Origin of the sequence: Enterobacter sp. SA187 (genome assembly GCF_001888805.2) — a bacterium.
GTDB lineage: Bacteria > Pseudomonadota > Gammaproteobacteria > Enterobacterales > Enterobacteriaceae > Enterobacter_D.
In genome coordinates this window covers 2,168,432-2,193,914 of record NZ_CP019113.1, presented here as the reverse complement: position 1 = coordinate 2,193,914, position 25,483 = coordinate 2,168,432, and the positions used below count along the sequence as shown (strand labels likewise).

Annotated in this window: 23 protein-coding genes; 5 read left to right on the top strand and 18 right to left on the bottom strand. The window is 57.6% G+C overall.

Features of this window, described 5'->3' with window-relative positions; genetic code table 11:
* Positions 1-5: 5 nt before the first annotated feature.
* Positions 6-980 (top strand): aldo/keto reductase, encoded by a 975-nt coding sequence (locus tag BMF08_RS10410; protein WP_072567526.1) that lies wholly within the window; start codon positions 6-8, stop codon positions 978-980.
* A gap of 45 nt (positions 981-1,025) precedes the next feature.
* On the opposite strand, the gene pgpA is transcribed toward BMF08_RS10410, so the two are convergent.
* The 6 genes from pgpA to nrdR form a co-directional block, all read right to left on the bottom strand.
* Positions 1,026-1,538 (bottom strand): phosphatidylglycerophosphatase A, encoded by a 513-nt coding sequence (pgpA, locus tag BMF08_RS10405; protein ID WP_072567525.1) that lies wholly within the window; start codon positions 1,536-1,538, stop codon positions 1,026-1,028.
* Positions 1,519-2,496 (bottom strand): thiamine-phosphate kinase, encoded by a 978-nt coding sequence (gene thiL / locus BMF08_RS10400; protein WP_072567524.1) that lies wholly within the window; start codon positions 2,494-2,496, stop codon positions 1,519-1,521. Before thiL ends, pgpA begins: the two co-directional genes overlap by 20 nt.
* An 83-nt stretch (positions 2,497-2,579) precedes the next feature.
* Positions 2,580-2,999: a transcription antitermination factor NusB gene (gene nusB / locus BMF08_RS10395; RefSeq protein WP_072567523.1), complete on the bottom strand. Its 420-nt coding sequence runs from the start codon at positions 2,997-2,999 to the stop codon at positions 2,580-2,582.
* A gap of 22 nt (positions 3,000-3,021) precedes the next feature.
* On the bottom strand, positions 3,022-3,492 hold the full coding sequence (gene ribH, locus BMF08_RS10390; protein ID WP_072567522.1) for a 6,7-dimethyl-8-ribityllumazine synthase: 471 nt from the start codon (positions 3,490-3,492) through the stop codon (positions 3,022-3,024).
* A gap of 86 nt (positions 3,493-3,578) precedes the next feature.
* Positions 3,579-4,682, bottom strand: coding sequence for a bifunctional diaminohydroxyphosphoribosylaminopyrimidine deaminase/5-amino-6-(5-phosphoribosylamino)uracil reductase RibD (ribD, locus tag BMF08_RS10385; RefSeq protein WP_072567521.1), 1,104 nt, complete (start codon positions 4,680-4,682; stop codon positions 3,579-3,581).
* A 4-nt stretch (positions 4,683-4,686) separates the two neighbouring features.
* Positions 4,687-5,136 (bottom strand): transcriptional regulator NrdR, encoded by a 450-nt coding sequence (gene nrdR / locus BMF08_RS10380; protein WP_072567520.1) that lies wholly within the window; start codon positions 5,134-5,136, stop codon positions 4,687-4,689.
* Positions 5,137-5,290: 154 nt separating this feature from the next.
* On the opposite strand from nrdR, the gene BMF08_RS10375 reads away from it, so the two are divergent.
* On the top strand, positions 5,291-5,833 hold the full coding sequence (locus BMF08_RS10375; protein ID WP_083580893.1) for a DUF3251 domain-containing protein: 543 nt from the start codon (positions 5,291-5,293) through the stop codon (positions 5,831-5,833).
* Between the two features lie 271 nt (positions 5,834-6,104).
* Positions 6,105-6,983 carry a nucleoside-specific channel-forming protein Tsx gene (locus BMF08_RS10370; protein ID WP_072567518.1) on the top strand — a complete coding sequence of 293 codons (879 nt, stop codon included), beginning with the start codon at positions 6,105-6,107 and terminating at the stop codon, positions 6,981-6,983.
* 117 nt (positions 6,984-7,100) lie between these two features.
* Here the strand turns inward: BMF08_RS10370 and secF are convergent, their stop codons facing one another.
* Genes secF through queA form a run of 5 tightly spaced genes read right to left on the bottom strand, consistent with a single transcriptional unit; the run spans position 7,101 to position 12,566 of the window.
* The gene (gene secF / locus BMF08_RS10365; protein WP_072567517.1) at positions 7,101-8,072 is read right to left on the bottom strand and encodes a protein translocase subunit SecF; all 972 of its coding nucleotides are present in this window, start codon (positions 8,070-8,072) and stop codon (positions 7,101-7,103) included.
* Positions 8,073-8,082: 10 nt separating this feature from the next.
* Positions 8,083-9,930: a protein translocase subunit SecD gene (gene secD / locus BMF08_RS10360; protein ID WP_072567516.1), complete on the bottom strand. Its 1,848-nt coding sequence runs from the start codon at positions 9,928-9,930 to the stop codon at positions 8,083-8,085.
* Positions 9,931-9,957: 27 nt separating this feature from the next.
* Complete coding sequence (yajC, locus tag BMF08_RS10355) at positions 9,958-10,290, bottom strand: preprotein translocase subunit YajC (RefSeq protein WP_002890398.1); 333 nt, start codon at positions 10,288-10,290, stop codon at positions 9,958-9,960.
* Positions 10,291-10,312: 22 nt separating this feature from the next.
* Positions 10,313-11,440 carry a tRNA guanosine(34) transglycosylase Tgt gene (gene tgt / locus BMF08_RS10350; RefSeq protein ID WP_072567515.1) on the bottom strand — a complete coding sequence of 376 codons (1,128 nt, stop codon included), beginning with the start codon at positions 11,438-11,440 and terminating at the stop codon, positions 10,313-10,315.
* A 55-nt stretch (positions 11,441-11,495) separates the two neighbouring features.
* Positions 11,496-12,566, bottom strand: a complete 1,071-nt coding sequence (gene queA / locus BMF08_RS10345) for a tRNA preQ1(34) S-adenosylmethionine ribosyltransferase-isomerase QueA (protein WP_072567514.1) — start codon at positions 12,564-12,566, stop codon at positions 11,496-11,498.
* A 92-nt stretch (positions 12,567-12,658) separates the two neighbouring features.
* Here queA and acpH point away from each other — a divergent pair, with 92 nt between their 5' ends.
* Both acpH and BMF08_RS10335 read left to right on the top strand, forming a co-directional pair.
* Positions 12,659-13,240 carry an ACP phosphodiesterase gene (gene acpH, locus BMF08_RS10340; RefSeq protein WP_072567513.1) on the top strand — a complete coding sequence of 194 codons (582 nt, stop codon included), beginning with the start codon at positions 12,659-12,661 and terminating at the stop codon, positions 13,238-13,240.
* 71 nt (positions 13,241-13,311) lie between these two features.
* Complete coding sequence (locus BMF08_RS10335) at positions 13,312-13,914, top strand: peroxiredoxin C (protein WP_072569401.1); 603 nt, start codon at positions 13,312-13,314, stop codon at positions 13,912-13,914.
* A gap of 152 nt (positions 13,915-14,066) precedes the next feature.
* Here BMF08_RS10335 and BMF08_RS10330 read toward each other — a convergent pair whose 3' ends face one another.
* The 7 genes from BMF08_RS10330 to phoB form a co-directional block, all read right to left on the bottom strand.
* The gene (locus BMF08_RS10330) at positions 14,067-15,434 is read right to left on the bottom strand and encodes a DUF3999 family protein (RefSeq protein WP_072567512.1); all 1,368 of its coding nucleotides are present in this window, start codon (positions 15,432-15,434) and stop codon (positions 14,067-14,069) included.
* Positions 15,434-18,091: a DUF2339 domain-containing protein gene (locus BMF08_RS10325; protein WP_072567511.1), complete on the bottom strand. Its 2,658-nt coding sequence runs from the start codon at positions 18,089-18,091 to the stop codon at positions 15,434-15,436. Before BMF08_RS10325 ends, BMF08_RS10330 begins: the two co-directional genes overlap by 1 nt.
* A gap of 80 nt (positions 18,092-18,171) precedes the next feature.
* Positions 18,172-19,989 carry a maltodextrin glucosidase gene (malZ, locus tag BMF08_RS10320; protein WP_072567510.1) on the bottom strand — a complete coding sequence of 606 codons (1,818 nt, stop codon included), beginning with the start codon at positions 19,987-19,989 and terminating at the stop codon, positions 18,172-18,174.
* A gap of 156 nt (positions 19,990-20,145) precedes the next feature.
* Positions 20,146-21,510, bottom strand: a complete 1,365-nt coding sequence (proY, locus tag BMF08_RS10315) for a proline-specific permease ProY (RefSeq protein ID WP_099458748.1) — start codon at positions 21,508-21,510, stop codon at positions 20,146-20,148.
* A 74-nt stretch (positions 21,511-21,584) separates the two neighbouring features.
* Positions 21,585-22,904: a branched-chain amino acid transporter carrier protein BrnQ gene (gene brnQ / locus BMF08_RS10310; RefSeq protein WP_072567508.1), complete on the bottom strand. Its 1,320-nt coding sequence runs from the start codon at positions 22,902-22,904 to the stop codon at positions 21,585-21,587.
* 409 nt (positions 22,905-23,313) lie between these two features.
* Entirely contained in the window at positions 23,314-24,609 is a 1,296-nt protein-coding gene (phoR, locus tag BMF08_RS10305; protein ID WP_072567507.1) for a phosphate regulon sensor histidine kinase PhoR, read from the bottom strand.
* A 21-nt stretch (positions 24,610-24,630) separates the two neighbouring features.
* On the bottom strand, positions 24,631-25,320 hold the full coding sequence (gene phoB / locus BMF08_RS10300; RefSeq protein WP_072567506.1) for a phosphate response regulator transcription factor PhoB: 690 nt from the start codon (positions 25,318-25,320) through the stop codon (positions 24,631-24,633).
* Between the last annotated feature and the right edge of the window lie 163 nt (positions 25,321-25,483).

Genomic DNA, 25,483 nt, shown 5'->3' with positions numbered 1-25,483 from the left:
GAACCATGCAATACAATACATTAGGAAAAACGGACCTTAAGGTTTCCCGTCTTTGTCTGGGCTGTATGACCTTTGGCGAGCCGGATCGGGGCAATCACGCCTGGACCCTGCCTGAAGAGAGCAGCCGCCCGATTATTCAGCGCGCCCTGGAAGGCGGCATCAACTTTTTCGATACGGCAAACAGCTATTCCGATGGCAGCAGCGAAGAGATCGTTGGCCGCGCGCTGAAAGACTTTGCACGCCGCGACGAGGTGGTGGTCGCCACCAAAGTCTATTATTCGTCGGGCGATCTCACCGAAGGCCTGTCACGGGCGCAAATCCTGCGTTCCATAGATGACAGCCTGCGCCGCCTCGGCATGGAGTATGTCGATCTGCTGCAAATCCATCGCTGGGATTACAACACGCCTATTGAAGAAACGCTGGAAGCGTTGAACGACGTGGTGAAAGCCGGTAAGGCGCGCTACATAGGCGCATCGTCCATGCACACCGAACAGTTCGCCCAGGCGCTGGATCTGCAAAAACAGCACGGCTGGGCGCGTTTCGTCACCATGCAAAACCATTACAATCTGATCTACCGAGAAGAAGAGCGCGACATGCTGCCGCTGTGCTATCAGGAAGGCATCGCGGTGATCCCGTGGAGCCCGCTGGCCCGTGGCCGTCTGACGCGCCCCTGGGGTGAAACCACCGCGCGGCTGGTGTCCGATGAAGTGGGTAAAAAACTCTATGACGACAGCGAGCAGAGCGATGCGCAGATCGCCGAACGCCTGGCCGCGATAGCGGAAGACGTGGGCGCAACGCGGGCGCAGGTGGCGCTGGCCTGGCTGCTGAGTAAGCCGGGCGTGGCCGCGCCTATTATCGGCACGTCACGGGAAGAGCAGCTGGAAGAGTTGTTGCAGGCGGTTGATCTGCAACTGACGCCGGAGCAGATCGCCGAAATGGAAATGCCGTATAAACAGCATGCCGTGGTGGGATTTAAATAATCGCTGCCCCGGCCTGTTCTGAAAAGATCAGGCCGGGGAAAACGGCTAAATAATGCCAATCGGCCAGTGATGACCGATTACATACAGCACCGCCGCCGCGATAATCCCGGCGATAATATCGTCGACAATAATGCCCATGCCGCCGTGCACGTTGCGGTCAAACCAGCGGATCGGCCACGGTTTCCAGATATCAAAAAAGCGGAACAGCACAAAACCGGCCACCACCCACTGCCAGTCATGGGTCGGCAGCGCCATCAGCGTGATCCACATCCCGATGAACTCATCCCAGACGATGCTGCCGTGATCGTGCACGCCCATATCTTTCGCTGTTTGATGGCACAGATAAACGCCGATGCTGATCGAAAGCATGATCACCAGCGAATAGAGCTGCCACGGCAGAAAAGTCATCAGATACCAGAACGGGATGGCCGCAATGGAACCCGCCGTGCCCGGCATAATCGGACTTAAGCCGCTGCCAAAACCGGTGGCCAGCAGATGCCAGGGGTTGCGCATGCTAAGACGGCTTTTCGCACTATCCTTACGAGGTTGCAAAGTGATCGTATCCTTTTAAATCAAACGATACCGGTTTTCCGTCGCGGGTAAACTGGATGCCTTCCACATCGGCGCTCATCTGGCCGATGCAGGTAAAGGGCACGCCAAGATGACCAATGGCCACGTCCAGCGCCCCCCGGTTGCGTTCCGGCACGGTAAAGCAGAGTTCATAATCTTCGCCGCCCGCCAGCGCCCAGCGCAGCGCCTGCTCCGGCTCAACGTGACGGCGCATGGCGTCAGAGAACGGCATGGCATCCATATCCAGCATCGCGCCGCAGTCGCTGGCCTTCACGATGTGCCCGAGATCGGAACTTAGCCCGTCGGATAAATCGATCGCCGAACTGGCCAGATCGCGCAGCGCCTGCCCCTGCAGAATGCGCGGCGTCGGACGCAGATGGCGTTTTACCAGCCACTGCGCGTCCTGCTCATTATCAACATGCAGCCGATCCTGCAGGATCGCCAGACCTGCCGCGCTGTCACCTGGCGTGCCAGTCACATAGATCCAGTCGCCAGGCTTCGCGCCCGAACGCTTAAGCGCGCGGCCCGCAGGCACATAGCCGTAGATACCCAGCGTCATCGACAGCGGCCCACGGGTGGTGTCGCCGCCAATCAGCTGCATATCGTAGTAATTAATCTGTTCGAACAGGCTATCGCTAAAGGCTTCCAGCCAGGCTTCATCGACGTCCGGCAACGTGATCGCCAGCGTCAGCCACGCCGGATCCGCGCCCATAGCCGCAAGATCGCTCAGGTTGGAGGCCAGCGCTTTGTGCGCCAGATCGACAGGGGAAATATCCGGAAGAAAATGGTTGCCCGAAACCAGGGTATCGGTGCTGATTGCCAGCGTTTGCTTGTCAGGAATATTGAGCAGTGCGCAATCGTCGCCAATGCCGGTTTCGACATCCAGACGCGCGCGTCTTACGCGGTCAAAATAACGGGCAATAAGGGAAAACTCGCCGCATGCCATACGCTATGCCTCAGCAGAATGATAAACAGGAGACTGGGGAGGCGGCGAAATGGCAACTGCACTTCGCCGCGCGGACCAGCAAATTACTTTTTGTGGGGGCGGATCGCGGGTGCGGCTTTATCCAGCACGCCGTTAACAAACTTATGGCTGTCTTCTGCGCCAAACGTTTTTGCCAGTTCAATAGCTTCGTTGATGGCCACTTTATACGGCACATCCGCACGTTTAGACAGTTCAAACAGCGCGATACGCAGTACCGCTTTCTCGACCTGGCCCAGCTCTTCGAGCAGACGGGACAGGTAGGGCTTCATCAGTCCATCGAGATATGCGCTGTTAGTCGCCACCCCGGACAGCAGTTCGCGGAAATACGCGATGTCGACATCTTTGACATCCTGTTCAGACAGGAACTGGTATTCAACATCGGCGATGTCGTTCTGGGACAACTGCCAGGAGTAAAGCGCCTGGACGGCACACTCACGGGCGCGGCGACGAGCAGCAGGTTTCACGGAAATTCCCCTTACAAAAAAATCAGGCTTTGATGGCCTTCAATACATTAATCATCTCAAGCGCGGTAAGGGCAGCTTCTGCACCTTTGTTACCGGCTTTGGTACCGGCGCGTTCGATGGCTTGTTCAATACTTTCAGTGGTCAGCACACCAAAGGCTACCGGGATTTCGCTCTGTTCAGCGACATGAGCCAGACCATTGCTTGCGCCACCCGCCACATATTCGAAATGGGCGGTACCGCCACGGATAACCGTGCCGAGCGCGATAATCGCATCATATTTACCGGTTTTTGCCAGTGCGCCAGCCGCCAGCGGCAGCTCATAAGCACCTGGAACCCAAACCACGGTGATGTTTTCATCTTTAACCTGACCGATACGTTTCAGTGCGTCGATAGCACCGTCCAGCAGGCTGTCATTGATGAAGTTGTTGAAACGCGCAATGGTGATGGCGACGCGAGCGTCCGGGGCAGCAACGGTAGCTTCAATAATGTTCATACTCTTCCTTTACGGGTTCATTTGGCCCCGCAGGGGGGCGGATTTTATCATAATACTTTGCGCACTGCTTCCCTTTTACGAGGGCATTACGCAGTGGTCAAATGCAGGCAAATATCAGGTCCAACCTGACGAATTTCACTGAATGTAAACTGCGGCGCATCGGCTAATGCCTCAAAGCCCGGCAGTACGCACAGACCGCGGGCGTCGCTGCCTAAAAGTTTCGGGGCGAGGTACACCACCAGCTCGTCAACCAGCCCGGCCTGAAGCAGCGCGCCCGCCAGGGACGCCCCGGCTTCCACCCAGATGCTGTTAACCTGCTCGCGGCCCAGCAGCATCATCATCAGCACCAGGTCGAGATGACCGTTGTGTTCAGGCACCTGGATGTGGCGAATGTTGTCCGGCCACGACCGCGAGTCCTGCTGCGTGCGGGCAAACCAGGTTTCACCCGCCTGCTGGATCAGACGGTGTTCCGGCGTGACGCGGTTCTGGCTGTCGACCACAATACGCAGCGGCTGGCGTAACTGCGCCTGCGAATACTGCGCCTGTACGTCCGCCGGGAGTTCGTCCCAACGGACGTTAAGCTGCGGATTATCCGCCAGCACCGTCGCGCTGCTGGTGAGGATAGCATGACTCTGCGCGCGCAGACGTTGCACATCGCGCCTTGCCTGCGGTGAGGTTATCCACTGGCTTTCGCCGCTGGCCATGGCGGTGCGGCCATCCAGCGACGCGCCCAGCTTCAGCTGCACATAAGGAAACCCGGTGCGCATACGTTTCAGAAAACCTTTATTAAGATTTTCCGCCTCGCTCATCATCAGCCCGTGGCTGACCTCAATGCCTTCCTGTTGCAGACGATACAGCCCGCGTCCGGCAACCTGCGGGTTGGGATCCTGCATCGCCGCCACCACACGAGACACGCCCGCGTTGATCAGCGCGTCGCAGCATGGCGGCGTGCGTCCGTGATGGCTACAGGGTTCCAGGGTGACATAGGCGGTGGCGCCACGCGCCTTTTCGCCCGCCATACGCAGGGCATGGACTTCAGCATGGGGTTCGCCCGCCCGCTGGTGATAGCCTTCGCCGACAATCTCGCCGTCTTTGACGATCACACAGCCGACGTTGGGATTAGGATGGGTGGTAAAACGCCCGCGTTGCGCCAGTTTCAGCGCGCGCGCCATGTACATCTCATCGTGCATGAGCTTAATCCTGTAAGCGGGCGATCTCTTCGCCAAATTCGCGGATGTCTTCGAAGCTGCGGTAAACCGAGGCGAAGCGGATATAGGCGACTTTATCGAGCTTTTTCAGCTGCTCCATCACCAGGTTGCCGATCATTTTGCTCGGCACTTCGCGCTCGCCGGTGGCGCGCAGCTGGGATTTGATATGATTCAGCGCCATTTCAACGTCATCGGCGCTTACCGGGCGTTTTTCCAGCGCGCGCAGCATGCCGTTACGCAGTTTTTCTTCGTTAAAGGGCTCGCGGATCTCGTTGCTTTTCACCACGCGTGGCATCACCAGTTCTGCCACCTCAAAAGTGGTGAAGCGTTCATTACACACCAGACACTGACGGCGGCGGCGCACGGACGACCCTTCACCGACCAGGCGGGAGTCAATTACTTTGGTATCCACGGCTAAACAGAATGGGCAATGCATACGGCGTCCTGACGTTAAAATTAGCTGAAATCTATTTTAACCTGATCTGCCGTGACAACAAAGGCAAGACCGCTTTTGAGATAAAGGATCGATGGCAAGCCGGTTCGTGCAGGCTACTATTACAGGCAATGCTCTTTGCAAGGAAACCAACACGATGACAAGACGTTACCTGAAAATTTTGCTGGTCGGCAGCCTGTTTACCCTCAGCGCCTGCGCGCAGCAGAGCGAAGTCCGCCAGTTGCATCAAAGTGTCAGCACGCTTAACAAAGAAATGAGTAAGCTGAATCAGGAGACGGTGAAAATCACCCAGCAAAATGCGCTGAACGCCAAATCCAGCAGCGGTGTGTACCTGTTGCCGGGCGCGAATACCCCTGCCCTTCTGCACAGCCAGATCGGTATGCTGAAGATGTCGCTGGTGAACATCGCGCCTGATGCGAACGGCACGCGCGTGACGCTGCGCATTCAGGGCGAATCGAACGATCCGCTGCCAGCGTTTAGCGGTACGGTGGAATGGGGTCAGATCCAGGGCACCACCAACGATTATCAGGAAGTGAACGTGCAAAACCAGCTGATTAACGCCCCGGCCAGCACCCTGGCGCCGAGCGACGTTGATCTGCCGCTGCAGCTTAACGGCATCACGCCGGACCAGCTGGGCTTTGTACGCGTCCACGATATTCAGCCCGCCACCAATCAGTGATCCTGTTTAAGGGCGAGCCTCTCGCCCTTTTCCCTCCCCTACCGCCTTTTTCCACGAAATATTTGCAAGACAGATGAATCTCAGTACAATCCCTGCGTTTTATATACGCAAACGTGAACGCAATCGATTACGTGCGTAATGGATATGTGAAACAACACATATTTTTGTGAGCATGGATACTTATAATAGGCTCGCTGAAATACGAAACATTTAGAAACTCAATACGCGCGTTCTTTCGCTCCCGCAAGGGAACCTAATCAGTGGCTAAACTATGAAAAAAACATTACTCGTCGCCGGTGCAGCACTGGCTCTCTCCTCCTCATTCGCAGTCAATGCGGCAGAAAATGACAAGCCGGAGTTCGTTTCCGACTGGTGGCACCAGAGCGTGAACGTGGTAGGCAGCTATCACACCCGTTTTGGACCGCAGATCCGTAACGATACCTACCTGGAATATGAAGCATTTGCCAAAAAAGACTGGTTTGATTTCTATGGTTACCTGGATGCACCGGTATTCTTCGGTGGTAACACCGATGCCCGCGGGATCTGGAACCATGGTTCGCCGCTGTTTATGGAAATCGAACCGCGTTTCTCTATCGATAAGCTGACCGGCGCCGATCTGAGCTTCGGTCCGTTTAAAGAGTGGTATTTCGCGAACAACTACATCTACGACATGGGCCGCAACGCCTCTGGTCGTCAGAGCACCTGGTACATGGGTCTGGGTACCGACATCGATACCGGCCTGCCGATGAGCCTGTCACTGAACGTGTATGCGAAATACCAGTGGCAGAACTACCTGGCGGAAAACGAAAACGAGTGGGACGGCTACCGTTTCAAAGTGAAATACTTCGTGCCGATCACCCAACTGTGGGGCGGTAACCTGAGCTACATCGGCTTCACCAACTTTGACTGGGGCTCAGACCTGGGCGATAAGAGCAGCTATGCGATGAACGGCATCAAGCAGCGTACCAACGACTCCATCGCCTCCAGCCACATTCTGTCCCTGAGCTACGATCACTGGCACTACTCGGTAGTAGCGCGTTACTGGCACAACGGCGGTCAGTGGAATGATGATGCAGACCTGGTATGGATGAAAGAAAACGTCCGCTCTACCGGCTGGGGTGGTTACCTGGTGGCAGGTTATAACTTCTGATTTGTCTGTCAGCCCCATCGAAAAGCCAGCTTAACCGCTGGCTTTTTTTTGCCCGTAAAACGCAGGCGAAAAAAAACCGCAGCGCTGAGGCTGCGGTTTTCAACGCAGAGCGTCGGTTTACGGCAGAATTGACGGTTGGTCCGCGCCTTCTTTCTCGACTTTCTGCACCAGCAGGTGTTCACGCTTCATGCCCAGCTTCAGCGCCAGCGCTGACGCGACATAAATCGACGATGCAGTACCGATGGACACACCGATCAGCATGGTCAGCGAGAAGCCCTGCAGCATGGCGCCGCCAAAGAGGTAGAGCATCAGGATCACCACTAAGGTGGTTCCTGAAGTGATCAACGTCCTGTGCAGCGTCTGGGTCAGGGACACGTTAAAGATTTCGTACGGCGTTCCGCGGCGGATCTTGCGGAAGTTTTCACGAATACGGTCCGATACCACGATGCTGTCGTTCAGCGAGTAACCGATCACCGACATCAGCGAGGCGACAATCGTCAGATCCACTTCGATATGGAACAGCGACAGTACGCCCATGGTGATGATGACGTCGTGCGCCAGCGCGATAACCACACCGGCCGCCAGACGCCACTCAAAGCGGAAGCCGACGTAAACCAGGATGGAAATCAGCGCCACCATCAGCGCCATCGCGCCGGTCTGCGCCAGGTCTGCACCCACGCTCGGGCCGACGAACTCGATACGTTTCACCGCGGCATTCTGGCTGGTCGCTTCGTTAATCACGCTCACGACCTTGCTGCCCAGCACCTGACCACCGGTTTCACCCTCGGCAGGCGGCATACGCACCATGATGTCGCGGCTGCTGCCAAAGTTCTGCAACAGCGGATCGGCAAAGCCGGCTTTTTCCAGCGCTTCACGCATCTGATCCATATCGGCCGGTTTTTCCAGCGAGATTTCGATAACCGTACCGCCGGTAAAATCCAGACCCCAGTTAAAGCCTTTCACGCCAATAATGATAATTGACAGGATCAGCAGAAAACCGGAGATACCGAAGGCCCAGTAATCCCAGCGCATAAAGTCCCAGACTCTACGGCCGTGGTTCAATTGTTCAACAGTATATTCCTGTGCCACAACGCACTCCTCAGATAGACAGCTTGTTGATGCGTTTGCCGCCGTACAACAGGTTTACGATGGCACGGGTGCCGACGATCGCGGTAAACATTGACGTCGCCACACCGATACCGGTAGTAATGGCGAAGCCTTTAATGGCCCCGGTGCCTACGGCATACAGGATGATGACCTTAATAAGCGTCGTGACGTTGGCGTCAAAAATGGAGCTGAACGCGCCGCGATAACCTTCGTCAATCGCCTGCTGAACGCTACGCCCGTTGCTCAGCTCTTCTTTGATACGTTCGTTTATCAGTACGTTCGCATCCACCGCTACCGCAAGGGTTAAGACGATCCCCGCGATACCCGGCATGGTCAGCGTCGCCCCTGGCAGCAGGGACATGATGCCGACAATCAGCACCAGGTTGGCGATCAGTGCCGTGGTGGCGATCAGGCCAAACTTCTTATAGAAGAACAGCATGAAGATGATGGAGACCGCCAGACCCGCCAGACAGGCTTCCAGACCCTGGGTGATGTTCTGCATCCCTAAGGTCGGGCCAATGGTACGTTCTTCAACGATCTGAATCGGCGCAATCAACGCACCCGCACGCAGCAGCAGCGACAGCTGACGCGCTTCGTTAGGGTTATTGATGCCGGTAATACGGAAGCTGTTGCCGAGGCGCGACTGGATGTTGGCGACGTTAATCACCTCTTCCTGTTTCACCAGTACGGAACGACCGTTCGCATCTTTTTTACCGCTGTCTTTGTACTCCACAAACAGGGTCGCCATCGGTTTGCCGATGTTGTCCTTGGTGAAGTTAGACATGATGTTGCCACCTGCGCTGTCGAGCGAAATGTTAACCTGCGGCTGGTTGTACTCATCCTGGCTGGAAGTGGAGTCGGTGATATGGTCACCGGTCAGGATCACGCGTTTGTACAGCACAACCGGCTGGCCTTCGCGCATCTGTTTCACTTCTGAATCACCCGGTACACGGCCAGACGCCGCCGCCGACTGATCGACGTTGGTGTTCACCAGACGGAATTCGAGGGTCGCAGTCGCGCCAAGAATTTCCTTCGCACGCGCGGTGTCCTGAATACCCGGCAGTTCAACCACGATGCGGTCAGCGCCCTGACGCTGTACCAGCGGCTCGGCGACACCCAGTTGGTTGACACGGTTACGCAGGATGTTGATGTTCTGCTGTACCGCATATTCACGCGCTTCGCTCAAACGCGCATCGGTCATGACCGCGCGCAGGGCGTTGCCGCTCTGGCTGGTGATCACCATGTCGCGGTGACGGGCAGTCAGGTAAGTAATCGCCTGATCGCGCGCTGCGCTGTCGCGGAACACAATGCTCACGCCATAGTTATCTTCCTTACGCACGTTGGTGTAAGGAATGCCTTTTTCGCGTAAATCGCTACGCAGGCTGTCGGTATTTTGTTCCTGCAGTTTGCCGAGCGCGGTGTCCATATCCACTTCCATCAGGAAGTGCACGCCACCACGCAGATCCAGACCGAGTTTCATCGGCTCTGCTTTGATGGAGGATAACCAGCGCGGAGTAGCAGGTGCAAGGTTCAGCGCCACGACATATTTGTCACCCAACAGGCTGAGCAGCGCTTCACGCGCGCGCAGCTGCGTATCGGTGGAGTCGAAACGCGCAAGAATAGCGCCCTCTTCCAGTGCCACAGACTTAGCAGTGATTTTTTCTTGTTTTAAGGTGTTCTGGACCTGGATCAGCGTTTGCTCACTGGCGGCGACGCCGCGCGCACCAGTGATCTGAACTGCCGGATCCTCACCATACAGGTTGGGAAGTGCGTATAGCAGGCCGACGATAATCACGACGACCAGCATGATGTACTTCCACAAAGGATAACGGTTTAACACGGCACTTCCCTTTGGGAAAACGAAAGATTACAGCGCCTTCATCGTGCCTTTCGGCAGAACGGCAGCTACGAAGTCACGTTTGATAACCACTTCAGTGGTGTCATTCAGGGCGATAGCAATGTAGCCAGTTTCCGCTACTTTGGTCACGCGACCCACCAGGCCACCGTTGGTCAGCACTTCATCGCCTTTAGCGATGGAGTTCATCAGATTCTTGTGCTCTTTGGTACGTTTCTGCTGTGGGCGCAGGATCATGAAATAGAAGATCAGACCAAATACAACCAGCATCAGGATCAAAGACATCGGGCTGCCCTGCGCCGGTGCGCCCGTTGCTGCTACGGCATCAGAAATAAAAAAGCTCATTCAAATTCCCTCATTATTAAAATTAATCAACGTTCAAAGGTGGAACATCACGACCCTGACGCTGGTAAAAATCGGTCACGAAGCTCTCTAATTTACCCTCTTCGATAGCCTTGCGTAAACCAGCCATTAAGCGCTGGTAATAGCGCAGGTTATGAATGGTATTAAGACGCGCGCCCAGTATTTCGTTGCAACGGTCAAGATGATGCAAGTAAGCGAGTGAATAATTGCGACACGTATAGCAATCACACTCTTCATCAAGCGGGCCGGTATCGCTCTTGTACTTCGCGTTACGGATTTTCACCACGCCATTGGTGACAAACAGATGGCCGTTACGCGCATTACGCGTCGGCATCACGCAGTCAAACATATCAATGCCGCGACGTACGCCTTCCACCAGATCTTCGGGTTTACCCACACCCATCAGGTATCGTGGTTTGTCTGCCGGGATCTGCGGGCAGACATGTTCCAGAATACGGTGCATGTCTGCTTTAGGTTCACCCACAGCCAGACCGCCGACAGCGTAGCCATCAAAGCCAATCTCTACCAGACCTTTGACGGAGATATCACGTAAATCTTCGTAAACGCTGCCCTGAATAATACCGAACAGCGCATTTTTGTTTTGCAGCGAATCGAAACGGTCACGGCTGCGCTTCGCCCAGCGTAAGGACATTTCCATGGAACGCTTGGCGTAGTCCCAGTCAGCCGGGTATGGCGTACATTCATCGAAGATCATCACGATGTCGGAGCCAAGATCGTATTGGATCTCCATGGATTTTTCCGGATCGAGGAAGATCGGATCGCCGTTGATCGGGTTGCGGAAATGCACGCCCGCTTCGGTGATCTTACGAATATCGCCGAGGCTGAAGACCTGGAAACCGCCGGAGTCGGTCAGAATCGGGCCTTTCCACTGCATAAAGTCATGCAGATCGCCGTGCAGCTTCATGATCTCCTGACCCGGACGCAACCACAGGTGGAAGGTGTTGCCGAGGATAATCTGTGCGCCGGTATCCTGCACTTCTTCCGGCGTCATCCCTTTTACGGTGCCGTAGGTGCCCACGGGCATAAAGGCCGGTGTTTCCACCACGCCGCGATCAAACACCAGGCGGCCACGGCGGGCGCGTCCGTCTGTCGTATCTAATTCGAATTTCATTTTTTCTCCATACGCCGGAAAAACAGTCCAACGCGTCAATCAAAGCGCCGCGGAACTATTCCCCGACGCGCTCAGAAATTGCCTGCGGATTGTACGTGATAAACATTGCATCCCCGTAACTAAAAAAGCGATATTCCGCTTTTACCGCTTCTTTATAGGCGTGCATGGTGGCTTTATAACCGGCAAAAGCCGATACCAGCATGATCAAGGTGGATTCCGGCAGGTGGAAGTTGGTCACCAGCGCGTCAATCACGCTGTACTGATAGCCAGGATAAATAAAGATCTGCGTATCGCCGAAGAAAGGCTCGATGAGATCGTTTTTGGCCGCTTTCGCGGCGCTTTCCAGCGAGCGCACCGAGGTGGTGCCGACCGCCACCACGCGATTGCCGCGCGCTTTCGCCGCCAGCACCGCGTCAACCACTTCCTGCGGCACTTCAGCATATTCAGAGTGCATGATGTGATCTTCAATGCTGTCCACGCGTACCGGCTGGAAGGTGCCCGCGCCAACGTGCAGCGTTACGAACGCCATCTCTACGCCTTTCTCACGCAGACGCGCCAGCAGCGGCTCATCAAAGTGCAGACCCGCGGTTGGCGCGGCGACAGCGCCCGGTTTCTGGCTGTAAACCGTCTGATAAAGTTCGCGGTCAGCGTCTTCATCCGGACGATCGATATAGGGCGGCAGCGGCATATGGCCGATGGCGTTGAGAATATCCAGCACCGGGCGTTCATCGTTAAACTCAACTTCAAACAGCGCATCGTGGCGGGCCACCATGGTGGCTTTAACACTGTCATCGTCGCCTAACAGCAGTTCCGCACCCGGCTTCGGCGCTTTAGAGGCGCGAATATGTGCCAGAATACGTTTATCATCCAGCATCCGCTCAACCAGCACTTCGATTTTACCGCCGCTGGCTTTACGGCCAAACAGACGCGCCGGGATCACACGGGTATTGTTAAAGACCAGCAGATCCCCGGGGTTGAGCTTGTCGAGCAGATCGGTGAAAGTACCATGCGTCAGCGCGCCCGTCGGCCCGTCCAGCGATAACAGGCGGCAACTACTGCGCGCAGGCACAGGGTAATGGGCGATCAGGGATTCGGGTAATTCAAAGGAAAAATCGGCAACGCGCATGGCTTACACTCAGACTGAAAAACAGGCGGGATAGTCTAGTGCTACGGTGCTTCCGCTGCAACAGCTACGCCTCTTTATGGATTAACTAAACAATGAACTTCCTCGCACACCTGCATCTTGCGCACCTCGCAGAAAGCTCGCTTCCCGGTAATTTGCTGGGCGATTTCGTTCGCGGCAACCCGCAGGATAGCTATCCGGCTGAGATTGTCGACGGCATTCGCATGCACCGCCGCATTGACGTGCTGACCGATAATTTGCCGGAAGTCCGCGAAGCGCGTGAGTGGTTTCGCCCGCAAACGCGCCGGGTCGCGCCCATTACGCTGGACGTGATGTGGGACCATTTTCTGTCACGCCACTGGTTGCAGATGTCGCCTGACATGCCGCTGAGCGAATTTGTGAGCTATGCCCACGCGCAGGTCGCCACCATTCTGCCCTCCTCGCCGGCGCGCTTCGTCAATCTGAATGACTATTTGTGGTCAGAGCGATGGCTTGAGCGCTACCGGGAGATGGATTTTATTCAGCAGGTGCTGAACGGCATGGCGACGCGGCGGCCCCGCCTCGATGCGCTGCGCGACTCGTGGCAGGATCTGGATACGCATTATCAGGCGCTGGAAAAGCTGTTCTTTCAGTTCTATCCCCGCATGATGGCGCAGGCGAAAAACAAACAGCTTTAGTGCTTGCGCTTTACCGGCAGGTGATTATCTTGATAGCGGCCTTACCCCTACAATCACACTGGAGAATTATGATGGTACTGGTTACTCGTCCGGCTCCGGACTTTACCGCCGCCGCCGTGCTTGGCAATGGCGAAATTGTGGAAAACTTTAACTTCAAACAGCATATCCAGGGCAAAGCGACGGTGCTGTTTTTCTGGCCGATGGACTTCACCTTCGTCTGCCCGTCAGAACTGATCGCTTTTGACAAGCGTTACGAAGAATTCCAGAAGCGCGGCGTGGAAGTGGTGGGCGTTTCTTTTGACTCTGAATTTGTTCACAACGCCTGGCGTAATACGCCCGTCGATAAAGGCGGTATTGGCCCGGTGAAATACGCGATGGTGGCCGACATCAAGCGTGAAATCCAGAAAGCCTACGGCATTGAACACCCGGACGCGGGCGTGGCGCTGCGCGGCTCCTTCCTGATCGACACTAACGGTATTGTGCGTCATCAGGTGGTGAACGATCTGCCGCTGGGCCGTAACGTCGACGAAATGCTGCGTATGGTTGACGCTCTGCAATTCCACGAAGAGCACGGTGAAGTCTGCCCGGCGCAGTGGGAAAAAGGCAAAGAAGGGATGAACGCGTCGCCGGACGGCGTGGCGAAATACCTGAGCGAAAATCTCACCAGCCTGTAAGCCGTTTTTGCCCGGCGGCGCTGCGCTTGCGGGGCCTGGGGGGGTTCGATGACGTAATGCCCGGCGGCGCTGCGCTTGCCGGGCCTACGATTGTTCCGTAGATCGTCGTACGTAGGCCGGGTAAGCGTCAGCGCCACCCGGCATTTTTATTTTTATACCGACTTCTGCCGTACCTCGCGCCAGATCCCAAGCCCCACCCAGACCAGCACCAGCACGCCCAGCACCAGCGCCGCCCACACCAGCATCTTCTTCCACTGGCTTTGCTGCTGCGCCGGATCCACCGCCGTCAGCCGCGCGTCGCCGCCCAGCACTACGCGATCCTGCACCATCGCCTCCGGGAGCTGCGCATTCTCCTGACGTAGCGCGGCAGGCACCAGCATCTCCACCTCCATCGCCTGCGGTTGTGCAGCGCCATTCCCCCAGGCCAGTAAAAACGGCCCTTTACCTTGCGCATTAAAGATCAGCGTCTGGCTGGCGCGCTCGCCGGTCACCTGGGCGATACCATCCTCCAGTTGGCCATTAACCGCCGTAACGCGGATCGCCTGCACCAGCCCGCTGGTTTTCAGCGGCTCCGGCGCTTTGCCGTTCAGCTGATAAATCACGCTTTTCGCCAGCGGCTGCCATGCGGCCTTTTCCCCGCTGCGGTACTCGATCGCCAGCGGCAGTACGCGCCCGTGCCGGGCTTCAATCATCACCGACACCAGCGGCTGTGGTCGTTGCCAGGAAAACTCCTGTACCGCCGGGGAGACGGTTTTCGCCACCGCATTCAGGTGGATGTTCACCGCCGTATCGCTGTAAACCTGCTCAACCGCTGTCGCGCCGGTCAGCGCAGGCGCGTGCGCGGCATCGTTGAACACTACCAGCACATAACGCATTTCCGTCGGGTAGGCTGAACTGCTGAAATCCAGCGTGTCCAGCAACAGGCGATCGTTGCCGGAGGCAAGATCCATCAGCGGCATATCCCGGCCCGCCAGCGTCCAGTTTTTCAGATCGCTGCTGAAGTACACATCCGCGCGCCCCTGCCAGTTGGCGGGCGCGGCACTCCAGGCCAGCTTCAGCTGTGAAAGCGGAAAGTCGTCTTTTTGCGTGTCAGGCAGGGTTAACAGATAACTCTTCCCTGCTGTTTTCCGCCCTTCTCCCTCCAGACGGATTTCGATTCCGTCCTGCGAGCGCAACCACAGGCTTTCTGACGAGGCATTATTTTCCGGTACCGCATCAAGGGCGAACAGGCGCAGCGGCAGCGTGCGCGGCGGCGTCTGTTTCTGCACCGCCGGGATCAGGGTAAAAGGCACGGCGTTACCCTGCTGATTAAAAACCCGCACGTCACGCAGATCGGGGGCGACGCTGTCGGTATAGATGCGCTCCGGTAAGGTCACCTGATACAGCGGCGATGGCGTGGTCGTCTCCAGCCCCGCGCCCCAGGCATAATCCTGCGGTTTTTCCGGCGCGGCGTCCTGGCTCCAGCCCGGCAGCGCCGCGCCCAGTAACGCACAAAAAAGTATCCGTCTGATGATTGTCATTATCCTTGTTCCTCGTTATGCGTCTGTTGTATCCGCGGCGGCAGCGGCGAGAAATAACCCACGATGAGCACCAGCACCGCCACGCCGATAAAGGCCACCGCGCGCGCCAGTCCGCCGCCGCCCGCGCTGTCCACCAGCATCAGTTTCACAATCACCACGCCAAGCAGCGCCGCACCGCCCAGCCATTCATGCCGCGACGCCTGCCGGGCAGCGCGCAGCATCACCAGCAGCGCCACCAGCATCCAGAACAGCGCGAAACAGGTCTGCACCAGGCGGGACGACCAGAGCGCGCTCACCGACCAGTCGATATCGCCATACCAGGCCAGACTGCGCAACAGCAGGCCGTTCAGCCACCAGAAGGCGAGCGCCGCCAGCAGCAGCGGCACACGTTTATGGATCTCACGCCCCTGCGCCGGGAAATAGCGGGCGCACAGCCGCGCCAGCGCGAACAGCGCCAGTAAGGCAAAGGCCGCGCCCTCTTCCAGCGGATTGAGCAATGGCCGGTAGCCCTGTTCCATCACCACGCCATCGTCGATATTGGTCAACAGCAGCATCACCAGCAGGAAAACGCCCGGCGGCGCCAGCGCCAGGGTGCCGTACCACTGCGGCCAGACGCGCAGCGGCCACAGCGAACGCTTGATCCCGGCGCGTACCAGCAGGATCACTGCGGCCGCCGCGGTCATCGCCAGCCCCGCCTGCCACGGGAACATCCCCCACGGCAGCGCATCGGTAAACCACCACAGCTCTGCCGCCAGCGCGGCGAGGATCATCCAGAACAGCGACAGGTGCAGTCCCTGCGAAAGCCAGGGCACGGGCGGCGTACGCTGTTGATACAGCAGCCAGAAGGCGGACGGCAGTGCAAGACACCAGGCGAGGTTCTGCCAGCCGGCGCTGAGGATCGCGCCCTGGGCTGCGATCTGCCAGACCAGCGTCCCCAGCATCAGCGGCCACAGCAGCCAGACGCTATCGCTGAGCGCGCGCCAGCGCAGCCGCTGGCCGACAACCCGCCAGCCGTGGACGCTGAGGGCGATCAGCGCCAGTATGCCCGGCAGCTCATTCATAAAGCGGCTTAAGGTGAGCGCTGACAGCCCGTGCAGCGCCAGCAGCCAGAAGAGAATACCGCCCGCCAGCAGGCCGTGGCTGCCCTGCATATTCAGTCCGCGCCACAGCCAGGCGGCGGCGATCCATGTCAGGCTCAGCACCGCAAAAATCATCAACTGCGACAGCGCCGGAAGCAGATCCTGCATCGCCCACAGGGCGCTGCCCATTGCCAGCAACAGTAAACCTGTGCCGCTGTAGCTCATCCGCCGTTGCTGTTGCTGTACCCCAAGCCACAGAATGCCAAGCCCTTCCAGCGCCCAGGCCATTGATGTCCAGCGGGCGGAAAGCGCCAGCGGGATGGCCAGCGTGACAAAAGCCCCGCCGAGCGCCAGCGCCGCCAGCACCAGCGGTCGCCCAAGTTCAGGTTTACGCCGCAGCACCAGCCACGCCAGCAGCAGATAAAACGCGCCAAAGCCGAGGGCGGAAAACGCCGGGCCATAGGCGAAATCCTGCGTGATGGCGTACTGCATACCAAATCCCAGCAACGGCGGCGCGAACAGCAGTACGCCGTCAATAATGCGCTTACTGCCGCCCTGCGCCCGCAGCGACAGTCCAACGCTCAGGACGCCAAACAGCAGAATATTCGCGATCAGGAACAGCTGGCAGCTGAGGTAGAACTCCGGCCGGTAGCTAAACAGCCCCCACAGGCCGCCGACGCCAAAGGTAAAAAGCAGACCGAGCAGATTCAGCACCCGCCAGTGCTGCCAGACGCTGATAGCCAGAATGCCGCAGGAGAGCAGCAGGTAGAAAGAGAACAGCCCGATGTGGCTGCCGCCGCCGGTGGAGAGCAGCAACGGCGCAAGATAACCACCGAGGCTGGCGAGCATCGCGAGACTTAGCGCACGCTGTAACACCGCCAGCCCCACGCTCACCGCACAGATCAGCAGCAGCAAGGCGAAGGCCAGCGCCATCGGCAGCATCTGCCAGAGCCTGAACGCGCCAAATACCGTCAGATAGAGCACGCCGGTGGCCCCGCCCTGCAAAATCAGCGCATAGACAGGCTGTTTGTGGCGCAACCGCCAGCCGAGCGCCAGCAGCAGCACCGCCGCAAGCGCCGCTACACACAGACGCAGTTCCAGCGGGAAGAGATCGCGCTCGACGGAATAGCGGAACAGAAACGCCAGCCCGAAGAACAGCAGCAGAATGCCGAGTTTCGCCAGCGGATTGCCGCGCATAAACCAGCTCACCAGCGAGGTAATCATGCCACCGCGCGGTTCGGCGGATACGGGTTTGCTGACCGCCGCCGGGGTGACGGCAACCGGCTCAGGCTCCGGCACGCTCGCCGCCCAGGGATCGACAGCGGGCAGTGGTGCCGCAGGTATAATGACAGGCGCAGGAACAGGTTCCTGCTCCGCTATCCGTTCAGGCAGCGGCTGCGGCGCAGGCGCAATTGCCTGCCCCGCCAGCTGCTGCTCCAGCGCCGTCAGCCGTTCACGCAATACGCCCAGTTCCCGCTGCGTATCGCTGCTTTTTCGCCAGGCTCTGACCGCCAGCGCAGGGGCGACAATCAGCGCGAAAAAGAGAACAAGACCGGCAACCAGCAAAAGCTCATCCATGGTTTTACCTTCGGTTCGGTGATCACTCCCGAAAGGATATTACATTTCTTTTCAATGCTGATAAAAATGTTGCAACAGGTTCAGCGATTGCGCCACAGCGTGGCGGAGATCGCCGGTAGCGATAGCACATTATCCTCGATGGTGCCGGTGCCCACTTTGCACTGCCAGGCCGGGACGTCTACCAGCGGTAAATCCGTCAGCACCACCTCGCAGGCCTTGCCGCGGTTGATTGCCACCAGCACGCGTTCATGCCGGAAAACGCGCACAAAGACCACCACGTCGCCTTCCGCATGCAGCACCTGACAGCCGCCGTGACGCAGGGCGCGGCTTTTCTTACGCAGCGCCGCCATCTGCTGATAGAGGGCAAACAGTGTGGCGTCCTGTTTTTCTTTGTCCCACGGGAACGGCTTACGGCAGAAGGGATCGTTGTTGCCATCCAGCCCCACCTCATCGCCGTAATAGATACAGGGCACGCCAGGCCAGCTGAACAGCCACACCACCGCCAGCGGCATCCGCGCGATGTCTTTACCAAGCAACGTTTTAAAGCGCGAGGTGTCGTGGCTGTCGAGCTGGTTAAACATGCGCAGCTGCTGCTGATGCGACAGCCCGGCGCGGTAGTTATCCATCCAGGCTATGCAGGTGGCGGCATCGATGTGCTGCGGATCGTAGGAAATATCGGTGTTCGCGAGAAACCCCCACACAGGGATAGTAAAGCCCCGGTAGTTCATGGCGGCGTCTTCGGCGTCCGCCTGCAACCATTGCCGGGCATCGCCAAAATGCTCGCCGACGATATAGGCTTCCGGCTGCGTCTCTTTCGCCGCCTGGCTGATGCCGCTGATGTGCAGCAGGTTATTGCGCGCCCCGCCCGCCTCCCCCAGCATATGCACCACATCCAGCCGCCAGCCGTCCATATTCCACGGCGCTTTCAGCCAGTGGCGCACAATGCTGTCTTCGCCTTTATAGATCTCCTCCACCAGCGAGGCCGACTGATAATCCAGCTTTGGCAGGCTGGCATAGCCAAGCCAGTCGAGGGCGTGGCCGTCGTCTGAAAAGCTGTACCATTCCCGCCATTCGGAGGCCGGATTATGGCAGGCACCGGTGGTGCCGCGATTGTGCCGGTCAAACCAGGCATGGGAGTCACCGCTGTGGTTAAACACGCCGTCGAGCACCAGGCGGATGCCTTCGCGCTGGGTGTTGGCGCGCAGCCGCAGCAGGGCCTGATCGCCGCCGAACTGCGGGTCGACGTGGCGATAATCTTCGGTATCGTATTTGTGTACGCTGGGGGCGACAAACACCGGGTTGAGGTACAGCGCCGTGACGCCAAGCTTTTTCAGATAGGGCAGCTTTTCGCTGATGCCGTCAAGATCGCCGCCGTAAAAGGTCGATCCGCCCGCCTCGCCGGTGAGAGGATCATCCCAGTCGCGCAGCACGATCTCCTGCCCGGCGGCGTGATGGTAATAGACGTTGTCCTGCTCCGGCGTGCGCGGCTGGCTGCGGGCAAAGCGATCGGGAAAGATCTGATAAAACACCTGATCCGCCACCCACTGCGGGCCATTATCCGGGCAATCGATGGCAAACTGCTCCAGCCGTGCGGGCGGGAAATCGCTGAAGCCCTGCGGCGTAAACCAGCGCTGGCGATCCGCCCACAGCAGTTTAAAGCTGTAGCGACGGCGCGGTTGCCCTTCGGACACGTCGATGGCGGCGCGCCAGGCGGTTACGCCGGGGTACGGTGCACTGCGCAGCGGATGCATCAGGATGGACGTCTCTTCGTTGTCCTTTTCCGTACGCAGTTTAACCTGCGCAGGCAAATCGTTGCCCGCCAGCCACAAAGTTATAAAAAGCTGATCTTTATTGAGTTTTACAAACGGCGCTACCGGAAGATGCCAGGCGTTCAACATCGCTTTACCCCTTGCTGAAAAATGACGCCACCTTGCCACAGCATAGTGAAAGTTCACTCATCATACTGCTGATAATTGGGGGAGGAGCATGGGGGAGGAGGAAGCCAAAAAGCATTGCCGGGCGGCAGGACGCTCACCCGGCAAAAGTTCAGGAGATCAGGCGGTTTTGCGGTCGTAACGGCGCTTAAACATCCAGCCGATAAGCAGCAGCGCGATCCACGCAAAGCCCACGTACAGCGAAATGCGGGTTTCCGGATGCCAGCCAATCAGCGCGATAATAAACACCAGGAACAGCAGACCGGCGATGGTCGTGGGTACGCCGCCCGGCACTTTAAACTTCAGCGCCGCCACTTCTTCCGGCGGCAGACGGCGACGGAAAGCGATCTGCGACAGCAAAATCATGATCCACACCCACACGGTGGCGAAGGTCGCCAGCGAGGCGATCACCAGGAAGACGTTCTCCGGCATGATGTAGTTCAGCCAGGCCGCGAACAGCAGCGCCACCGTCATGACAACGACCGTTACCCACGGAATGCCGTTGCGCGAGGTTTTCGCGAACATCTTCGGCGCGCTGCCCTGCTCGGCCATGCCGTGCAGCATACGGCCGACGCCAAACACATCGCTGTTAATCGCCGACAGCGACGCGGTCAGCACCACAAAGTTGAGGATACTGGCGGCAAAGGTGATGCCCAGATGCTGGAAGGTCAGTACGAACGGGCTGCCGTTGGTGCCCACCTGGTTCCACGGGTAGATGGACATGATCACAAAGAGCGTGCCGACATAAAACACCAGGATACGCATCGGCACGGAGTTGATGGCGCGCGGAATAGAGGTCTGCGGATCTTTCGCTTCCCCGGCGGTAATGCCGATGATTTCGATGCCGCCGTAGGCAAACATCACCATTTGCAGTGACATCACCATGCCGAGCCAGCCGTTGCTGAAGAAGCCGCCGTTGCTCCACAGGTTGTGGATGCCGGTCGGTTCGCCGCCGTTGCCAATGCCCCAGATGATGATGCCAAAGCCCGCCGCGATCATCACGATAATGGTGGCGACTTTAAAGAACGAGAACCAGAACTCCAGCTCGCCGAACACCTTGACGCTCATCAGGTTTACCGCGCAGATGATCATCACCACGCTCAGCACCCAGATCCAGTGCGGCACCGTCGGGAACCAGACGCCCATATAGATGCCGAACGCCGTGACATCAGCGATGGCGACAATCAGGATCTCAAAACAGTAGGTCCAGCCGGTGATGTAGCCTGCCAGCGGGCCGAGGTTTTCCTGGGCATAGCGTGAGAAGGAGCTGGCCGCCGGGTTATGTACCGACATTTCGCCCAGCGCGCGCATGATGATATAGGCTGCCGCGCCGCCGATAATATAGGCGAGCAGCACGCTCGGCCCGGCCATTTTGATGGCGTCCGCCGAACCATAGAACAGGCCCGTGCCTATTGCCGAACCGAGCGCCATAAAGCGGATGTGTCGGGTGCTTAACCCCCGCTTTAGCTTGTTAGTACTTTCCATTGTTTCCCGTGCCATAACAAAAATAAAAAAACCACGGGATGGTAAGCCCCGTGGTTATGACAAGCAACCCTTGATCAGTGTGCGCGGGAAGTCACCTGACGCCCTGCGGCACGATCCCAGACCACGGCCAGTATCACGATCACAACGGTTGGCATCAGCCACGCCAGCCCCTGCTCCGCCAGCGGTAAACGCTGGGTCCAGGCTGGCAACACACCGCCAATGGCGGAAGCTTTGATACCGTCAAGGATACCAAAGGCCAGGCTGATGAACATCGCCGGCGCGATGATGCGCGACGAATTATGCCACCATGAACGGGTAAAGCTTAATACAACCAGTGCGATACACGGCGGATAAATGGCGGTCAGCACCGGTATGGAAATCTGGATCAGGTGGCTCAGGCCAAGGTTAGACACCAGCATCGAGAAGCCGCCAAGCACAAAGGCCAGCGTACGGTAAGAGAACGGCAGATACTGGGCGAAGAACTCCGCACAGGCGCAGGTCAGGCCAACCGCCGTCACCAGACAGGCGAGGAAAATCAGCGCCGCCAGTAGCAGGCTGCCTGCGCCGCCAAAGGTGTGCTGAACGTAAGCATGAAGAATAGCCGCGCCGTTGGCAGACTGTTCTACCAGCGTGCTGCTGTCAGAGCCGAGGCGGAACAGCGCCAGATACAGCAGCGTCAGACCCACACCGGCAATCAGGCCAGCCCAGATAGTGTAACGGGTCAGCAGACGGGAATCTGTCACGCCGCGCGAACGGGCGGCGTTAACGATGACGATGCCAAAGACCATCGCGCCCAGCGTATCCATGGTGAGATAGCCGTTCACAAAGCCGTTAGAGAACGCGGCATTCTGGTAGGCATCCATCGCGCTGCTGATCGGGCCTGCCGGCCAGACGAGCGCGGCAACGGACAGCACCGTCAGGGCGATGATTTTCATCGGCGCGAGGAAGTTACCCACGGTATCCAGCAGTTTGCCCGGATAGAGCGATACCAGGATCACCAGCGCAAAATAGACGAGGCTGTAAATCATCAGCGGCATCGCGCCGTCGCCGGTCAGCGGGGCAATACCGACTTCAAAGGAGACGGTGGTGGTACGCGGGATCGCAAACAACGGCCCGACCGCCAGATAGCAGACGGTGGCCAGCAGCACGCCCGCCGCTTTGCCGATCGGCATACTGAGGCTGTCCACGCCGCCGCCCACTTTCGCCAGCGCGACTACAGTCAGCACCGGCAGGCCTACGGCGGTGATCAGAAAGCCGAACGCCGCCGTCCAGACGTGTTCACCCGCCTGCAAACCGACCATTGGCGGAAAAATAATGTTACCTGCGCCGACAAAGAGGGCGAAAGTCATAAAGCCCAGAGCCATGATGTCTCGTGGTTTTAAGCGATGAGTCATAAACGTGTGCTGCCTGTGGATGTGGTGTTGGAAACGATGAAATGTTCGCCAGTGCCTTTGGAACAATACGACGGCAATTTCTCTCAATTTCAGCGGGATATGCTTCCCGCATGACGTGGCGAAGAATAGTTTTTCGATTTACCACGCAAATACAGTCGGTATGACAGTATCAGGGGCGCAATTTAAACGCTTATAACGTTTAAAGGCAAGACGGGATCGTAAAACCAGATGGATCTGCTGCTACCTATATGGTTACCAGTTCAAAACGCTATGTATAAGAAAAACACATGGCTTATCATGCGAACAAAAAATCATCAGCCGTACAATAATCGGTCAGAAAAAGGTGAACCGGAACGCAAACAGGCCAGCATTAGCTGGCCTGCGGAAAGATAAGCTGACAGTCGGGGCGTCAGGCGCTGTTTTTGGCGATCAAACGTTCCGGCAGAATAAAACTGAAACGCGTGCCCTGCCCTGGCGTGCTGGTAATATTGAGGCGGCTGTCGTGATGATTGACCGCATGTTTAACGATGGCCAGCCCAAGCCCACTGCCGCCGGTCTGCCGGGATCGCGCTTTATCCACCCGGTAGAAACGCTCCGTCAGGCGCGGAATGTGCTCGGCCGCGATCCCCGGTCCGTTATCTTCAACGCAAAATTCTGCGCCGTGGGGTACGCGCTTCCAGCTCACCACAATATGGGTGGCGGGGGGCGTATGGTTGACCGCGTTATACACCAGGTTAGAGATGGCGCTACGCAGCTGATCTTCACTGCCCAGCACTTTCAGCGAGCTGTCGATGTGGAACTCAATAGTCTGCTTTTGCTGGCTGAGGGTTTGCGCTTCCCGCTCCACCACCCGCAGCATCATCGGCACATCAATGGTTTCGTTCAGCAGTTGCACCGGCGAGGCTTCAATTTTAGAGAGCGTCAGCAGCTGGCGCACCAGCCCTTCCATACGTGAGGTCTGCTCGCGCATAGTATGCAGCGCTTTTTCACGGGGCGCGCCTTCCAGCGTCTGCTCCTGCATCATCTCCAGATAACCCTGTAACACCGTCAATGGCGTGCGCAGTTCATGGCTGACGTTGGCGAAGAAGTTACGTCGCGCGCCTTCCAGCTGATGCATCTGCGTGACATCACGCGCCACCATCAGCAATTGCTGATCGCTGTAGGGCATGACGCGAATTTCCAGATGGCGGCCATTATTCAGCACCAGATTAAGGGGCTTAAGGAATTCCTGACGCTTCAGGTACTGGGTGAATTCGGGATAACGCAGCAGGTTGAGGATGTTCTGGCCGTTATCGTCCGGCCAGCGCAGACCCAGCAATTGCTGGGCCAGACCGTTACACCAGAAGATCACGCCTTCTGCGGTGGTAAGCACCACGGCGTCCGGCAGCGACTCCGCGCCGCTGCGGAAGCGTTTGATCAGGCTGCCCAGTTCGCGACGGCGTTTTTTGTTACGCATCTGCATCTGGTGCAGCCCGTATAACAGCGGCTCCCAGCTACCGTGGCCCGGCGGCGGCGTCATGCTTCTGTCCACCCAGAGCCACCAGGAGAGTTGCAGTAAGTTCCAGAAATGCCAGACCAGTAATCCGGTGACGGCCGCCAGCAAAAACCACGGCAGATAACCAAATATGGCGCCGAGCACCAGCGCCGGGATGCAACACAGCACCAGCTCCAGCACCAGCCTTTTCCATGACAGCCGTTCCAGCACGCGTCACACTCCCTTCAGATGTTAGAAACGGGTCGAAAAACGATAACCCGTACCGCGGACGGTCTGTACCATACGATCGTGGCCGCTATGTTCCAGCGCTTTACGCAGGCGGCGAATATGCACGTCAACCGTGCGATCTTCAACGTAAACGTTGGTGCCCCACACATGGTTCAGCAACTGTTCACGGCTGTAGACACGCTCCGGATGGGTCATAAAGAAGTGTAAAAGCTTAAATTCGGTAGGCCCCATATCAAGGGGATTTTCGCCGGTCATCACGCGGTGGGAAGTGGGATCCAGGCTTAACCCCTGCATTTCGATCACCTCTTCCACCGCCATCGGCGAGATGCGGCGCATCACGGCTTTAATACGCGCCACCAGCTCTTTTGGCGAGAACGGCTTGGTGATGTAATCATCCGCCCCGGTTTCCAGACCACGTACGCGATCTTCTTCCTCGCCGCGGGCGGTAAGCATCATCACCGGAATATCACGGGTCAGGGCTTCACGCTTCACATGTTTGATAAACTGAATACCGGAACCGCCCGGTAGCATCCAGTCGAGCAAAATGAGATCGGGCCAGGGTTCATTCAACTGGTTCACCGCGCTGTCATAATCTTCCGCTTCGACAGGCTGGAAGCCGTTTTGCTCGAGGACAAAGCATACCATTTCACGAATTGGAGCTTCATCTTCCACGACCAGAATGCGTCTCGCCATAATTTGCCCTGTATTTATTAAGTCGCCAGTATATGTTGCGGTGGCATTATGCGTCAGATTTATGACAGATTTATGAAAATGATGACTGCCTGATGACTCAAGCCGTTGTTTTATGACACTCGTGAAAAAACCGATAACTATCTTCACGCCGCTTAACGTTTAT

Coding starts and splice junctions, on each gene's coding strand:
- nrdR (WP_072567520.1), bottom strand. CDS start 5,136: ATGCATTGCCCATTCTGTTTAGCCGTGGATACCAAAGTAATTGACTCC.
- acpH (WP_072567513.1), top strand. CDS start 12,659: ATGAACTTCCTCGCACACCTGCATCTTGCGCACCTCGCAGAAAGCTCG.
- queA (WP_072567514.1), bottom strand. CDS start 12,566: ATGCGCGTTGCCGATTTTTCCTTTGAATTACCCGAATCCCTGATCGCC.
- tgt (WP_072567515.1), bottom strand. CDS start 11,440: ATGAAATTCGAATTAGATACGACAGACGGACGCGCCCGCCGTGGCCGC.
- BMF08_RS10330 (WP_072567512.1), bottom strand. CDS start 15,434: ATGACAATCATCAGACGGATACTTTTTTGTGCGTTACTGGGCGCGGCG.
- BMF08_RS10335 (WP_072569401.1), top strand. CDS start 13,312: ATGGTACTGGTTACTCGTCCGGCTCCGGACTTTACCGCCGCCGCCGTG.
- phoB (WP_072567506.1), bottom strand. CDS start 25,320: ATGGCGAGACGCATTCTGGTCGTGGAAGATGAAGCTCCAATTCGTGAA.
- malZ (WP_072567510.1), bottom strand. CDS start 19,989: ATGTTGAACGCCTGGCATCTTCCGGTAGCGCCGTTTGTAAAACTCAAT.
- BMF08_RS10375 (WP_083580893.1), top strand. CDS start 5,291: ATGACAAGACGTTACCTGAAAATTTTGCTGGTCGGCAGCCTGTTTACC.
- BMF08_RS10325 (WP_072567511.1), bottom strand. CDS start 18,091: ATGGATGAGCTTTTGCTGGTTGCCGGTCTTGTTCTCTTTTTCGCGCTG.
- BMF08_RS10410 (WP_072567526.1), top strand. CDS start 6: ATGCAATACAATACATTAGGAAAAACGGACCTTAAGGTTTCCCGTCTT.
- ribD (WP_072567521.1), bottom strand. CDS start 4,682: ATGCACGATGAGATGTACATGGCGCGCGCGCTGAAACTGGCGCAACGC.
- BMF08_RS10370 (WP_072567518.1), top strand. CDS start 6,105: ATGAAAAAAACATTACTCGTCGCCGGTGCAGCACTGGCTCTCTCCTCC.
- ribH (WP_072567522.1), bottom strand. CDS start 3,492: ATGAACATTATTGAAGCTACCGTTGCTGCCCCGGACGCTCGCGTCGCC.
- thiL (WP_072567524.1), bottom strand. CDS start 2,496: ATGGCATGCGGCGAGTTTTCCCTTATTGCCCGTTATTTTGACCGCGTA.
- yajC (WP_002890398.1), bottom strand. CDS start 10,290: ATGAGCTTTTTTATTTCTGATGCCGTAGCAGCAACGGGCGCACCGGCG.
- proY (WP_099458748.1), bottom strand. CDS start 21,510: ATGGAAAGTACTAACAAGCTAAAGCGGGGGTTAAGCACCCGACACATC.
- brnQ (WP_072567508.1), bottom strand. CDS start 22,904: ATGACTCATCGCTTAAAACCACGAGACATCATGGCTCTGGGCTTTATG.